Consider the following 13,023-nt stretch of genomic DNA (forward strand, 5'->3'; position numbering starts at 1 on the left):
GTCGGGACCATGAAGATCCCCGATGCGAGCCACCCGATCACCGTCACGCCGACCGGCCGTCGCGTGACGGTCCGCGTCGACGGCGTCACCGTCGCCGACACCACCGACGCGCTCACCCTGCAGGAGTCGACCTATCCGCCGGTGTACTACCTGCCGCTGGGCGACGTGGACCAGTCGCTGCTGCGGCGCACCGAGCATCAGACCCACTGCCCGTTCAAGGGCGACGCGTCGTACTACAGCGTCGTCACCCCCGACCGTGAGCTGACCAACGTCATCTGGACCTACGAGACGCCCTATCCGGCCGTCGAGCCGATCGCGAAGCGGGTCGCTTTCTACACGAATCAGGTCGAACTGACCGTGGAGTAGTTCTCTTCTTCACTGCCGGGTGCAACGCGAAGGGTTTTGCGGGACGTCTTCGTGTGGGTAGCGTTCGCGGGCGGGGAGGGACGAGACATGCTGAGTCGTCGCAAGGTGCTGGTCACGGGTGCGGGAGTTGCGACCGCCGCGGTGCTGGCGGGGTGCTCCGACACGCCGAAGAAGACCGGCGCGGGCGCCGGCTCGACCGGCGGCGCGGGTGGCGGGGGCGGAGGCGGCGCCCAGCCGGCCAAGGTCACCATCACGCCCGCCGCCGACAGCAAGGACGTCGCGCCGTCGAGCCCGGTCACCGTCGCGATCGAGAACGGCACGCTCGACACCGTCACGGTCGCCGCGGGTGGTAAGAACCTGGCCGGCACGCTCGCCGAGGACAAGCACGGCTGGCAGTCGACGGGCGCCCTCGCGTACGGGCAGACCTACACCGTCACGGTCACCGGTGTCGACGCTGCCGGCGCCGCCGTCAACCAGACCGCGACCTTCACCACGCTGAAGCCCGCGAGCACGGTGTCCATCACGTTCCAGGCCAACCCGATGCTCGCGCTGAAGAACGGCAACACGTACGGCGTCGGCCAGCCCGTCATCGTCTTCTTCAACAAGGCCGTCACCAACAAGGACGCCGTCGAGCAGGCCATGAAGGTGACCACCTCGCCCGAGGTCGAGGGCAAGTGGCACTGGGTGAGCGCGCAGAGCGCCCACTGGCGCCCCGAGAAGTACTGGACCCCCGGCACCACCGTGAAGGTCAACGCCAACCTCCTCGGCGTCGACATCGGCAACGGCGTCTACGGCGGCACCAACGCCTCCGCCAACTTCTCCATCGGCAAGTCGCGCATCGCCATCGCCGACTCCAACACCAAGCAGATGGAGTGCTACATCGACGGCCAGATGGTCCGCCGGATCCCCTGCAGCATGGGCAAGGGCGGCAAGGGCACCATCGGCTCCAAGGGCGAGAAGATCGACTACCTGACCGCCAGCGGCGTCCACGTCCTCATGACCAAGGAACCCCTGGTCACCATGAGCTCCGCCAGCTACGGCGTCACCAACAAGAGCGACCCGAACTACTACGAGGAGAAGATCCGGCTGGCGTGCCGCATCTCGCTCTCCGGGGAGTACGTCCACCTCGCCGACTGGAACATCCCCAAGCACGGCAAGGAGAACACCTCCCACGGCTGCATCAACGTGGCCCCCGACCACGCCAAGTGGTTCTACGACACCTTCGACGTCGGCGACGTCGTCGAGGTCCGCAACACCCCCAAGAACCTGCAGCTCACCGACGGCCTCGGCGACTGGAACGTCCCCTACGCCCAGTGGTGACCCGCCCCGCCCCGACGCCCTGACCCTGTGCACCTCGCGCCCGCCGAGGTGCACAAACTCTTCCGGATCACGGACGTTGTCTGCACGGGGTGCCCTCACCTGCTCTTCCGGATCACGGACGTTGTCTCCGCGGGGTGCCCTCACCTGCCTCTTCCGGATCACGGCGTTGTCTCCGCGGGATGCCCTCACCTGCCTCTTCCGGATCACGGCGTTGTCTCTGCGGGGCGCCCTCACCTGCCTCACCCGATCCCGCCTGGCCACCCTCACTGGGGCCCCGCCTCCGCCGGCCCGGCGGCTCGTCTTGAGCCACTTCCACGCATCCCGGCGGCTCGTCTGAGTTGCCTCCACCCATCTCGTCCGCTCGTCTGAGCCACTTCCACCCAATGCGGCTCGACTGAGCTACTTCCGCCAAATGCGGCTCGTCTGAGCCACCTCCACCTACCTCGTCCGCCCCTCCCCGGACAAATCCGATTTTTGCGATTTAGGCGGTAAGTCTGGGCACTGCGGCACCAGAATCATGCGGTGCGGGGGATGCGGGTGCTGGTCACCGACGACGGGCGGTGGCGGCTGGAGGTGCGGGCGCGCGGCGTCGACGTGTACGACCGCGGGGCGCAGTCGGCCCGCAAGACACGGGTCGGGGCGCTGGTGCTCCGGCAGGCCGACCTCGACCGGGCCGTGCGGTTCCTGCTCGACCACGGCGCCGACGTGGACACCCTGCACGAACGCTGAGCCCGGTGCCGGCGTGGGCGCCCTCCGCGAGCGAACGCTGAGTGCGGCGCCTCCACGAGCGAGCGCTGAGCGCGGCGCCCTCCGCGAGCGAGCGCTGAGTGCGGCGCCCTCCAGAACCAGCGCTGAGCGTGCTCACGCCGTGGCGAGGGCCGGTGCCTCACGGCGGCGGCGGACGAGGTGGACGCCCAGGGCGACCAGCCAGAGGCTCCACAGCACGTAGCCCAGGAAGTTGGTCAGGTCGGCGCCGGGCACGTCCAGCGGCACGAGCACCCCGGCCAGGATCATCGCGGCGGACACGGTGCCCAGTGCGGCGAACGCGCGGGCGATCACACCTGCCCGGCGCAGCGCGGTGACGGCGAGGACGGTCCAGGTGGCGGTGAGCGCGTAGCCGGCGGTCTCGCCGACGGCCTGGCCGAGGACGACGTTCAGCGTGCGGAACGTCGCGGCGTCCGTCACGAACGGCACCACCAGCGGCCACCGCAGCAGCCCCACCACCTGCACCACCGCCGCCGCCACCCCGACCGCGGCCGCCGCACCCGGCAAACGCCCCGCACCCGGCAAACGCCCCGCACCTGGCAAACGCCCCGCACCTGGCAAACGCCCCGGGACCGGCAGGTGGCGCAGACCCAGCGCGACCGGGGCGAGCAGGCCGGCGCCCGCCGCGAGCAGCAGGAACAGCGACCCGATGACCACCGCGTCCGCGTGGAAGCGGGCGAGGACCTCCGCCGGCGGGTCCTGCAGGACGTCCGGGTAGCCGAACACCGCGGCGCTGCTACGGGCGGTCGTCGACCGGCTGATCGGCGAGCACGCCGGGGGACGGGTTCGACACCGCGGTGCCGTGGCGCGTCAGGTTCCAGACGGTCGCGCTACGGCTCAGGGAAGGGCTCCTGCGCCACCCGGGCGCCGCGGGGCTGATCCTCGGGGCGCCGATGGACGGCCCGCAGGCCCTGCTGTTCGGCGAGCGGATCCTCGAGGTCCTCGCCGAGGCGGGCATGGAGCCCGACGACGCCGCCCGCGCGTGCTACCTGATCATCGTGTACCTGCTGGGCTCCGTCGCCCTGGAGGCCGCCGAGCTGGACCCGACGCGCCCCGCCCCACCGGAGCGGGACCGGGTCGAGGCCCGCAGGGCCGCGTTCGACCGGGTGCCCGCCGGCGCGTACCCCAGGACCGCCGCCGCGGCCGGGACGATGTCGGAGTACATCACCACCGGCCAGTTCGTCTGGGGGCTCGACCGCCTCCTCGACGGTCTGAAGAAGAAGGGCTACAGCCTGCCGACGGCCCCGTAGACGGACACGTCCGCGGGCGTCAGCGCCGGGTCCGGCGCGGTGTCGGGGCGCCACTCGTGCACCGCGACGACGCCCGGGTCGACCAGCGTCAGCCCGTCGAACAGCGCGCCGAACTCGGCCTCGGTCCGGGGCCAGATGTCGGTCTGCCCGGCGGCGAGCATCCGGTCGTACACCTGCGCGATCTGCGGCGGGAGGAAGTCCTTCGTCGCGTTGCTGGCGACGAGGTAGCTGCCCTCGGGCAGGGCGGCGAGCAGCTCCCGCACGATCGGCGCGCCGGCGCCCTCGCCGTGGATGAAGTGCAGGACCGCGACGAGCATCAGGCCGATCGGCTGCGTGAAGTCCAGCGTCGCCCGCAGGTCGGGGTGGGCGAGGATGCGGCCCGGGTCGCGCAGGTCCGCCTCCAGGTAGGCGGTCCTGCCCTCGGGGGCGCTGGTCAGCAGCGCCCTGGCGTGGACCATGACCATCGGGTCGTTGTCGACGTAGACGACCCGGGCCGACGGGTCGATCGCCTGGGCGACCTCGTGCGTGTTGCCGGCGGTCGGCAGGCCGGTGCCGATGTCCAGGAACTGCCGGATGCCCGCCTCGCCGGCCAGGAACCGCACCGCGCGGCCGAGGAAGTGCCGGTTCTCCCGGGCCGCGATCGGCGCGCTCGGCCAGGCCGCGGCGATCGCGTCGGCGGAGGCCCGGTCGGCGGCGAAGTTGTCCTTGCCGCCGAGCCAGTAGTTGTACCGCCGCGCGGGGTGGGCGACGCTGGTGTCGATCCGGTCCATGGACACGCGCCAAACTGTATACGCCCTTTGTCAGGAGGCCCGGATCGCGGCGGCCATCTTCGCTGGGTCGTGACCCGGGCGGACCCCGTCGAACAGGATCGCGGAGCCGGCGATGTGGTCCGTGCGCAGCGGCAGGATCTCCTGGTAGGCGGGGGAGTCGTACCAGGAGCGGGCGGCGGAAAGCGTTGGGAAGGCGATGACCACGACCGTGCCGGGCCAGTCGCCCTCGCGGACCTCCACGTCGGGGCCGTGGGCGATGAACGTGCCGCCGAACGGGTCCAGGGTCGCCTGGATGCGCTCCAGGTAGACCAGGACGTCCTCGTTGATCGTCGGGGTGTGCAGGTGGGCGAGCGCGTATGCCGTCATGCCCCCGATCCTCGCCCGCCGGAGGTAGCCGGGTCGATTACCCCGGAGGTCATGTCCAGCAGCATCGCCGCGGTGCGGCTGGCGACGTCACCGATCGCCGCGCCGCGCATGACGGCGCGGACGGAGGCGCCGTCGAAGAGCATCAGCAGCTGCGTGCCGAGCTGCTCCGGGTCGGCGGCGCCGAGCCGGGTGGCCTGGCGCCGGAAGTACCCCTCCAGCTGCTCCTTGAACTCCAGCGCGACGCGGCTGGCCTGGTGCGACGCGTCGTGCAGCTCGATCGTCGTGTTGGCGAACGGGCACCCGTGGAAGCCGGGGGAGCCCGCCTGCTCCTCCAGCGTCGTGAACACGTGCAGGATCCGTTCGCGCGGCGACCGGGCCGCGTCCTCGGGGGTGAAGTAGCGCGCGACGGTGGCCGGGCCGTGCACCCGCAGGGCCTCGGCGACCAGGTCGTCCTTGGTGGCGAACAGCTGGTACATCGACCGCTTCGACACGCCCGCGGTCTGGCACAGGCGCTCGACGCCGACCGCGCCGACACCCTCCGCGTAGAACAGGTCGGCGGCGGCACGCAAGAGGCGGTCCCGTGTCGGAGAGGTCACACCCCAATCGTAAACCGATCGGTTTATGGTTGCCACCGAGAGCGGAAACCGATCGGTTTCCGCCCGGTCGGAGGGAGCGCGGACATGGATCTCAAGCAGGCAGTGGTGCTGGTGACGGGCGGTAACCGGGGCATCGGCAAGGCCCTCGTGGCGCAGGCGCAGGCGCGGGGCGTCCGGAAGGTGTACGCCGCGGCCCGCGACCCGCGCACGGTGACCGCGCCGGGGGTCGAGGCGGTGGCGCTCGACGTGACCGACCCCGAGTCGGTGCGGCGGGCGGCCGAGCGCACCGGCGACGTCACCGTCCTGGTCAACAACGCCGGCATCTACGTCGGGGCCAGCTACGTCACCGGCGACCTGGCGGACATCCGGCGCGAGTTCGAGACGAACTTCTACGGCCCGCTCAACGTCACCCGCGCGTTCGTGCCGCAGCTGCTCGCCAACGGCGGCGGCCGGATCGTCAACGTGCACTCGGCGCTGTCGTGGGTGGCGCTCGGCGGGTCGTACAGCGCGACCAAGGCCGCCCTGTGGTCCGCCAGCGACGCGCTGCGCCTGGAGCTCGCGCCGCAGGGCATCGGCGTCACGGGCCTGCACGTCGGCTACGTCGACACCGACATGGCAGCCTCGGTCGACGCGCCGAAGATCAGCCCGGACGCGGTGGCCGTCCAGGTCTTCGACGCGATCGAGCAGGACCGCGACGAGGTCCTCGCCGACGACACGTCCCGCGGCGCGAAGCGGTCGCTGACCGCGGAGCCGGGCGAGCGGTACGCGCGGGTGGCAGCATAGGACGCATGGGTGCATACCGGTCGACGGGCGAGTTCAAGCGGGACCAGAACTACATCACCACCCGCATCACCGCCGACGGACGGGACGGCTACCCGGTCGAGCCCGGCCGCTACCGGCTGGTGGTGAGCCGGGCCTGCCCGTGGGCGAGCCGGGCGATCATCGTGCGGGAGCTGCTCGGGCTGCAGGACGTCCTCTCGATGGGCGTCTGCGGCCCGACGCACGATCCGCGCAGCTGGACCTTCGACCTCGACCCGGGCGGGCGCGACCCGGTGCTCGGCATCGAGCGCATCCAGGACGCGTACTTCGCCCGCTTCCCCGGCTACGAGCGCGGCATCACCGTGCCGTGCGTCGTCGACGTCACCACCGGCCAGGTCGTCACCAACGACTACGCGCAGATCACCCTGGACCTCTCCACGGAGTGGGCGGAGTTCCACCGGCCCGGTTCGCCGCAGCTGTACCCGCCGGCCCTGCGCGACGAGATCGACGAGGTCAACGCGCTGGTCTTCAAGGACGTCAACAACGGCGTGTACCGGGCCGGGTTCGCCGGCACGCAGGAGGCGTACGAGGCCGCCTACGAGCGGCTGTTCGCCCGGCTGGACTGGCTGTCGGAGCGGCTGTCGACCCGGCGGTACCTCGTCGGCGGCCAGATCACCGAGGCCGACATCCGCCTGTTCACCACGCTGGTGAGGTTCGACGCGGTCTACCACGGCCACTTCAAGTGCAACCGGCAGAAGCTCACCGAGCTGCCGGTGCTGTGGGACTACGCGCGCGACCTGTTCCAGACCCCGGGCTTCGGCGACACGGTGGACTTCGAGCACATCAAGCGCCACTACTACGAGGTCCACCGCGACATCAACCCGTCGGGCGTCGTGCCCCTCGGCCCCGACCTGTCCGGCTGGCGGCTGCCCCACACCCGGGCCTCGCTCGCCTAGGCTCCGCTCATGGAGAAGATCACCATCATCACGGGCGGCAGCCGGGGCATCGGCGCCGCCACCGCCGTCCGGCTCGCCGCCGACGGGCACCGGGTCGCCGTCGGGTACCAGCGGTCCGCCTCCTCGGCCGACGAGGTCGTCTCCGCCGTGGCGGCCGCCGGCGGCCACGCGGTCGCCGTGCAGGTCGACACGTCGGTGGAGGAGGACGTGGCCCGGCTCTTCGCGACCGCCGCCGCCGAGCTCGGCCCGGTCACCGGCCTGGTGAACAACGCCGGCGTCACGTCCCCGGTCGGCCCGTTCGCCGACCTGCGCACCGCCGACCTGCGCCGCGTCGTCGACGTCAACTTCGTCGGCGCCTTCCTGTGCGCCCGCGAGGCCGCCCGCGTCCTGCCCCGCGGCGGCGCGATCGTCAACGTCTCCTCGGGTGCCGCCACGCTGGGCAGCCCCGGCGAGTACATCCACTACGCCGCCACCAAGGCCGCCCTCGACACGCTGACCGTCGGCCTGTCGAAGGAGCTCGCCCCCGCCGGCATCCGCGTCAACGGCGTCGCCCCCGGCATCATCCGCACCGAGATGCACGCCGTCGCGGGCGACCCGGACCGCGCCGAGAAGGCCGGCCCGAACCTCCCGCTCGGCCGCCCCGGCGAGCCCGCCGAGATCGCCGAGGCGATCGCCTGGCTGCTCAGCGACGCCGCGTCGTACGCCACCGGCACCACGATCCGCGTCGCCGGCGGCCGCTGAGCCCCGGCGCGGGAGCCTAACCGCGGAGGATGGCCTCGAGGGTGTCGTACATGGTGTCGCCGCGGCCGTGGTCGCCGAGGCGGCGGGTGACGTACGCGAGGCTGTAGCCCAGCGACTCGTCGTGACCGGCGGACGAACCGCCGATGCCGCCCATGCCGAACCATGAGCCGTCGCGGCGCCAGCCGAGGGTCCAGGTCGCGTCCTCCTCCAGGAGCCGGTCGACGCCGACCGCCTGGGGGCCGAGCGCCTCGGCGAGCAGCGGGGCGGGCAGCAGGCGGGGCAGGGCCTCGTAGAAGGCGGCGAGGCCGCGGGCGGTCGCGTGGCAGTTGACGGCGGGCAGCTCGCCGGTGCGCCAGCGCTCGCCGTTGACGACGCCGGTGGCGAGCAGCTCGACCGGGCCGAGCGCGCGGGACCAGAGCTCGCCGTGGCCGGACAGCTGGCGCTCGGGCCAGTCGGGGGTGGCGTGCTCGACCTCGGCGCAGCGGGCGGCGTCCGCGGCCGACAGTCCGAAGTGGACGTCGAGGCCGAACGTGCGCACGACCTCGCCGACCGTCTCGCCGGTGGCGCCGAGGAGGATCTCGCCGAGGATGGTGCCGTAGGTGAGGGCGTGCTCCCCGAACGCCGTCCCCGGCTCCCACTCCAGCGGCGTGGCCGCGATCGCCGCCGCGAACCGGGCGCTGTCCAGGATCTCGGCGGTGCCGGCGACGACCGCCGCGGGCAGACCCGCCTGGTGGGACAGGGCGTGGCGGACGGTGGCGGACGGGTGGGGGAACGCCTTCCAGTACGTCGCGACCGGCGCGTCCAGGTCGATCCGGCCGTCGGCGACCCTGCGCAGCACGGCCATCGCGGCGACCGGCTTGCCGGCGGAGAACACCGTCGACAGCGTGCCGGGCTCCCACGGGCGGGTCCTCGCCGCGTCGGCCCAGCCGCCCCACAGGTCGACGACGAGGGCACCGTCCACGTGGGCCGCGACCGACGCGCCGGTCTCCGCGCCCGAGCTGAACAGGTCTTCGAACGCCGACCGGACCGGCTCGAACCCGGGGGCGACGGTGCCCCGCACGATGTCTGTCACGCGCCGCACCCTACCGGCGCCCCGACGGCACGCGCCGGGAATTACTCCCTGTCGCCGCCGCGGGTGGTGTACAGCGAAGCCTCGAACCTCCGCTTCAGCGCCGGGACCCGGTCGGTGGTCCGCAGGAACGCCCGCTGGCCGGCCAGGGCCAGCCGCCCGAGCACCGGCCGGTGGACCAGCTGGTCGCCGCCGGTGCGGGCCTTCGAGGCGGCCACGGCGGCGAAGCCGTAGTCGAGCATCTGCCGCTCGTACACCAGCGGCGAACGACTCCCGGAGGTCAGTGCCCGCACGAGGTTGTGGGCGTCGCGCAGCGCGGTGTTGGCGCCGACGCCCTGGCCGGGGGTCATGGTGTGGATGGCGTCGCCGAGCAGCGTGACGCGGTCGGTCGGCCACGCCGGCACCGGCACCGACGTGCGGACGGTGATCGGGAAGCAGGTGGCGGGGTCGGTGAGCGTGAAGAGCCGCCGCAGCGCCGGGCTCCACCGCGGGGTCATGGCGAGGGTCTGCGCGACCAGCCGCGGGCCGTCGAAGCCGGTGACGTCCGCGGGGAAGCGGTCGCGGTGCGCGGAGACGCCCCAGTTGACGTGGTCGGCCGTCGGGTCGCCGGGCAGGGGCGAGCCGCCCTCGGGACCCCACGGGAACTCCATGACGTGCAGGATGCAGGCCATCCCCCGCGGGGCGAGGACCAGGCCGATGCCGGGGAACACGCCCTCGGGCAGCAGCGCCCGGGTCTCGTCGGTGAGCGGCACCTTCCCGCCGATCGCCACGATGCCGGAGTCCTCGACGCGGGCGTGCGGCAGCTTCTGGGCGCGCACCCGGGAGTTGGTCCCGTCGGCGCCGACGAGCAGGTCGCCGGTGACCGCGCTGCCGTCGGCGAAGTATGCCGTTATTCCGGTTTCGGTCTGTTCGTAGTGGGTGAAGTCGCTGCCGAAGCGGACGACGTCGGTCATGCCCGTGTACAGGACCTGCCGCAGCGTCATCCGGCTGACGGACTTCTCGTCGTTGACGTCGTCGGTGGGTGTCCGCAGCGGCACGGTGAGCGTGCGGCGCAGCCGCTCGTCCAGGAAGGCGAACGTCTCCGGCGGTCGCGCGCAGGTGCGGACGAACAGGTCGTACACGTCGGGGGGCAGGCACGCCTTCAGCGCCCGGCTGCCGTCGGGGTCGATGCCGACCCGGTAGCCGTGCAGCCCGTCGGTCCGCGTCCGGTGGCGCTCGAAGACGCGCACGTCCACCCCTGCCCGCCGGAGGCCGTGCGCGAGGCACATGCCGCCGGTACCGCCACCGATCACGATCACGCGCACCCGATACTCCTTGATTGTCGAGTAGCTAGATTATCTAGTGTCTTAGCGTACGAGGGGTCCCGTACGATCGGCAAGTGGGAACGACCGCACGCGCTGAACTGCTCGCCGAGCTGGGCGAGGTCATGCAGGCGTACCAGCGCGCCATCGACGTGCTCGACCAGCGCGTCGCGGACCGGCTCGGGCTGAACCGGACCGACATGCGCTGCCTGGAGCTGCTGTTCGCGCCGGCGCCGCTCAGCCCGGGGGAGCTCGCGGCCGCCGCCGGGCTCACCACGGGCGGCGTGACGACGGCGATCGACCGGCTCGAGCGCGCCGGGTACGTGACCCGCGAGCGCGACTCCGCCGACCGCCGCCGGGTCACGGTCCACCCGACGCCGCACGCGCACCGGGTCGTCGCGGAGATCTACGGCCCGATCGTGGCCGAGGGGCAGGCGCACCTCGCCCGGTACGACGACGCGACGCTGCGGCACATGGTCGAGTTCGTGTCGTTCGCCACCGAACAGCAGCACCGGCACGCGGCCCGGCTCGCGGACTGACCCGCGGGCGCGGCCGCTGGTAGCCGCGCGGGCGTGGCCGCTGGTAGCGGCGCGGGTGCGGTCGGATATCGGTCCGCGCGCTGGTTGCGTGGATCTCCTACAGTCTTCGTGTGACCGACGTGCCGCCGCAGATCCCCGACCACGCCGACGGCGCCTCGCAAGCCGTTCCCCCTGCCCCGCTCTGGGCGTCCACCGCCGCGCCTTCCGCGGCTTCCGCGGCTTCCGCGGCTTCTGTGCCTTTCGCGGCTTCTGCCGGTGCTCCGGCTTCCGCTGGTGGTGCCGCGGGGGTCGATGACGACGGCGGGCCGCCGCGGGCGCCGATGGTCGACCCGGGTCCGCCGGGGGTGCCGGGCGACGAGGGCCCCGGGCCGCAGCCCTCGCAGCCGTCGCCCGACGGTGTCGACGACGGGCCGCCGCCGGGGCTGTGGCAGAAGATGCGGGCCGACCCCGAGTACGCGCCGGAGCACCTCGCGCTCGAGGCGGTCACCAGGATCGGGCCGAAGATGGTCCTCGAACTGCAGAAGCTGCGCGCCCAGAACCCGGGCGCCCCGCCGGAGGCCATCGCGAGCATGGTGGCATACCGGTACACCAACCACGCCCGGCTCTCCGGGGCGGTCTCCGGCGCCGTGGGGCTGGCCGGGGCGGTGCTCGACGTCGGCGTGCTCGCCTGGACGCAGGCGAAGATGGTGCTGCTCATCGCCGTCGCGTACGGGCACGACCCGGCCGACCCCGAGCGGGCCACCGAGCTGCTCGTCCTGCAGGGCGTCCACAAGTACACGCAGACGGCCCGCACCGCGCTGCAGGTCGCACGCGGCCGGGAGGGCGTCGGGGCGCTGCTGCCGGACAAGCGCCGGCCGATCAACCAGATGCTGCTGACCCTCGGCCTCAAGCTCGCCCAGATGGCCGGCGTCAAGGCCGCGAAGCGCATCTTCGCGAAGATCGTCCCCGGCGCCGCCATCATCCTCGGCAGCTTCGCCAACGCGGGCGCGACGAAGGCCCTCGCGAAGAAGGCGATCGAGCTCTACGGCCGGCCGGCGCTGCCGATGCAACGCCCGCCGATGCAGCTGCCGCCCGCCCCGAAGCGGATCTGACTCACTCCGGCACCCGGATCAGGTGCCCCGCCTGCCGCGCGACGGACTCCATCGTCGCGCGGTACGCGGCCCTGGTCATCGTGCCGTCCAGCAGCCCCCGCGCCGCCGCGGCCTCCACGTCGTGCTGTTCCCCACCGCGCTCCGCCCTGGCCACCATCAGGTGCCGGGCGATCAGGACGCAGTAGACCACCGCGACGAGCGCGGCCACGAACATCGTCGCGAACATCCTGCAGACCCTACGGTCACGCCCTCACCCCGCCCGGCGCAGCGTCGCAAAGACGACGACGTTGCCGCGGTACGACCGCCGCAGCCGATCGAACGTCCCACCGCACGTGATCAGCCGCAGCACCGGCCGGTCGACCGCGCCGTAGACCTCGTCGGACGGGAACTGCGCCTTCGCGTACTCCTCGACCCGGTCCACCCCGAACACCGCCGTCCGCCCGTCGGCCCTGCGCACGCTGACCTCGTCGCCCGGCCGCAGGTCCCGCAGCCGGTAGAACACCGCCGGCCCGTCGCTCCTCGTGTCGACGTGCCCGAGGACCACCGCCGGCCCGACCTCCCCGGGCGCGGCGAGCTGCCGGTACCACCCCGCCGGCGCCTTGGCCCGCAACGGCGGCACCTCGATCGTCCCGTCAGGGTTGAGCCCGAGCCCCATGAGCGCCGTACTGACCCCGATCGCCGGGATCTCGAGCTGTACGGGCACCGAGAACCCCATCCCCACCGCCGCTCCGCCCTCGCCGGCCCCTGTTCCGGGGTCTGACGAGGAGCCAGACGCGGCGCCGGTGGTGGGTCCGGTCGTGGTGTCGGAGGCTGCGGCCGTCGCTCGGACGGACACGCGGGGCCCGGGCGGCCCGAGCACTGCCTGATCGGCTGCCGCGGCGGCCTGCTCGGTGCGCCGCGGCGGCTCCTCCGCCGGCGCCGCCCCGACGATCACGAGCGCGAGCCCGGCCACGGCACAGACAGCGGTCACGACGTCGAGAACCCGCCTCCGCCGCCGGTCCTCCATCGCCGCCCACCGCTCCCGCCCCCGCCTGAAAACCCGCCCCACTTCGCCGCCCGAGCCAGGCCCGCCCCCCAACTCCACCTGCGGACCAACTCGACTACCGCCCCGCCCTGCCACCCCGTCCTCCGCGG

17 protein-coding genes are annotated in these 13,023 nt (G+C 72.9%); 9 read left to right on the top strand and 8 right to left on the bottom strand.

Translation table 11 applies throughout. The annotated features are described in order from the left end of the window. Nucleotides 1-9 precede the first annotated feature (9 nt). From AB0J72_RS29935 to AB0J72_RS29945, 3 genes are all read left to right on the top strand, one after another. Nucleotides 10-366 (top strand): DUF427 domain-containing protein, encoded by a 357-nt coding sequence (locus AB0J72_RS29935; RefSeq protein ID WP_363404315.1) that lies wholly within the window; start codon nucleotides 10-12, stop codon nucleotides 364-366. A gap of 87 nt (nucleotides 367-453) precedes the next feature. Beyond that, the gene (locus tag AB0J72_RS29940; protein WP_363404317.1) at nucleotides 454-1,686 is read left to right on the top strand and encodes an Ig-like domain-containing protein; all 1,233 of its coding nucleotides are present in this window, start codon (nucleotides 454-456) and stop codon (nucleotides 1,684-1,686) included. 522 nt (nucleotides 1,687-2,208) lie between these two features. Next, a complete protein-coding gene (locus tag AB0J72_RS29945; RefSeq protein WP_344504779.1) occupies nucleotides 2,209-2,415 on the top strand; it encodes a hypothetical protein in 207 nt (68 codons plus the stop codon). Nucleotides 2,416-2,547: 132 nt separating this feature from the next. Here the strand turns inward: AB0J72_RS29945 and AB0J72_RS29950 are convergent, their stop codons facing one another. Beyond that, nucleotides 2,548-3,177: a DUF4386 family protein gene (locus tag AB0J72_RS29950; RefSeq protein ID WP_363404319.1), complete on the bottom strand. Its 630-nt coding sequence runs from the start codon at nucleotides 3,175-3,177 to the stop codon at nucleotides 2,548-2,550. A 71-nt stretch (nucleotides 3,178-3,248) separates the two neighbouring features. Between AB0J72_RS29950 and AB0J72_RS29955 the strand changes: the two genes are divergently transcribed. Further along, on the top strand, nucleotides 3,249-3,701 hold the full coding sequence (locus AB0J72_RS29955) for a TetR/AcrR family transcriptional regulator C-terminal domain-containing protein (RefSeq protein WP_363404321.1): 453 nt from the start codon (nucleotides 3,249-3,251) through the stop codon (nucleotides 3,699-3,701). Here AB0J72_RS29955 and AB0J72_RS29960 read toward each other — a convergent pair. From AB0J72_RS29960 to AB0J72_RS29970, 3 genes are read right to left on the bottom strand one after another with little or no spacing between them, the layout of a single operon-like run. After that, nucleotides 3,677-4,471: an SAM-dependent methyltransferase gene (locus tag AB0J72_RS29960; RefSeq protein ID WP_363404376.1), complete on the bottom strand. Its 795-nt coding sequence runs from the start codon at nucleotides 4,469-4,471 to the stop codon at nucleotides 3,677-3,679. The two genes, AB0J72_RS29955 and AB0J72_RS29960, sit on opposite strands and share 25 nt — an antisense overlap. Before the next feature lie 30 nt (nucleotides 4,472-4,501). Further along, nucleotides 4,502-4,837, bottom strand: a complete 336-nt coding sequence (locus tag AB0J72_RS29965) for a DUF1330 domain-containing protein (RefSeq protein ID WP_344504780.1) — start codon at nucleotides 4,835-4,837, stop codon at nucleotides 4,502-4,504. Continuing rightward, the gene (locus AB0J72_RS29970) at nucleotides 4,834-5,433 is read right to left on the bottom strand and encodes a TetR/AcrR family transcriptional regulator (RefSeq protein ID WP_363404324.1); all 600 of its coding nucleotides are present in this window, start codon (nucleotides 5,431-5,433) and stop codon (nucleotides 4,834-4,836) included. The genes AB0J72_RS29965 and AB0J72_RS29970 overlap by 4 nt, the downstream gene beginning before the upstream one ends. Before the next feature lie 84 nt (nucleotides 5,434-5,517). Between AB0J72_RS29970 and AB0J72_RS29975 the strand changes: the two genes are divergently transcribed. The 3 genes from AB0J72_RS29975 to AB0J72_RS29985 are packed head-to-tail and all read left to right on the top strand — an operon-like array spanning nucleotide 5,518 to nucleotide 7,889. Then, the gene (locus AB0J72_RS29975) at nucleotides 5,518-6,216 is read left to right on the top strand and encodes an SDR family oxidoreductase (protein ID WP_363404326.1); all 699 of its coding nucleotides are present in this window, start codon (nucleotides 5,518-5,520) and stop codon (nucleotides 6,214-6,216) included. Between the two features lie 5 nt (nucleotides 6,217-6,221). Further along, nucleotides 6,222-7,148: a glutathione S-transferase C-terminal domain-containing protein gene (locus AB0J72_RS29980; RefSeq protein WP_363404328.1), complete on the top strand. Its 927-nt coding sequence runs from the start codon at nucleotides 6,222-6,224 to the stop codon at nucleotides 7,146-7,148. A 9-nt stretch (nucleotides 7,149-7,157) separates the two neighbouring features. After that, a complete protein-coding gene (locus AB0J72_RS29985; RefSeq protein WP_363404330.1) occupies nucleotides 7,158-7,889 on the top strand; it encodes an SDR family oxidoreductase in 732 nt (243 codons plus the stop codon). Between the two features lie 16 nt (nucleotides 7,890-7,905). Here AB0J72_RS29985 and AB0J72_RS29990 read toward each other — a convergent pair whose 3' ends face one another. Together AB0J72_RS29990 and AB0J72_RS29995 are read right to left on the bottom strand one after the other, a co-directional pair. Beyond that, on the bottom strand, nucleotides 7,906-8,961 hold the full coding sequence (locus AB0J72_RS29990; RefSeq protein ID WP_363404332.1) for a serine hydrolase domain-containing protein: 1,056 nt from the start codon (nucleotides 8,959-8,961) through the stop codon (nucleotides 7,906-7,908). Between the two features lie 41 nt (nucleotides 8,962-9,002). Beyond that, nucleotides 9,003-10,262, bottom strand: coding sequence for an NAD(P)/FAD-dependent oxidoreductase (locus tag AB0J72_RS29995; RefSeq protein WP_363404334.1), 1,260 nt, complete (start codon nucleotides 10,260-10,262; stop codon nucleotides 9,003-9,005). Nucleotides 10,263-10,336: 74 nt separating this feature from the next. Here AB0J72_RS29995 and AB0J72_RS30000 point away from each other — a divergent pair, with 74 nt between their 5' ends. Both AB0J72_RS30000 and AB0J72_RS30005 read left to right on the top strand, forming a co-directional pair. Continuing rightward, complete coding sequence (locus AB0J72_RS30000; RefSeq protein WP_363404336.1) at nucleotides 10,337-10,798, top strand: MarR family transcriptional regulator; 462 nt, start codon at nucleotides 10,337-10,339, stop codon at nucleotides 10,796-10,798. Nucleotides 10,799-11,118: 320 nt separating this feature from the next. Then, nucleotides 11,119-11,889, top strand: a complete 771-nt coding sequence (locus AB0J72_RS30005) for an EcsC family protein (protein ID WP_363404338.1) — start codon at nucleotides 11,119-11,121, stop codon at nucleotides 11,887-11,889. 1 nt (nucleotide 11,890) lies between these two features. Here AB0J72_RS30005 and AB0J72_RS30010 read toward each other — a convergent pair whose 3' ends face one another. Continuing rightward, on the bottom strand, nucleotides 11,891-12,115 hold the full coding sequence (locus AB0J72_RS30010) for a hypothetical protein (protein ID WP_363404340.1): 225 nt from the start codon (nucleotides 12,113-12,115) through the stop codon (nucleotides 11,891-11,893). A 24-nt stretch (nucleotides 12,116-12,139) separates the two neighbouring features. Continuing rightward, the gene (locus tag AB0J72_RS30015; protein ID WP_363404342.1) at nucleotides 12,140-12,859 is read right to left on the bottom strand and encodes a class F sortase; all 720 of its coding nucleotides are present in this window, start codon (nucleotides 12,857-12,859) and stop codon (nucleotides 12,140-12,142) included. Nucleotides 12,860-13,023 lie beyond the last annotated feature (164 nt).

It is taken from the genome of Dactylosporangium sp. NPDC049742 (assembly GCF_040674675.1).
Classification (GTDB): domain Bacteria; phylum Actinomycetota; class Actinomycetes; order Mycobacteriales; family Micromonosporaceae; genus Dactylosporangium; species Dactylosporangium maewongense.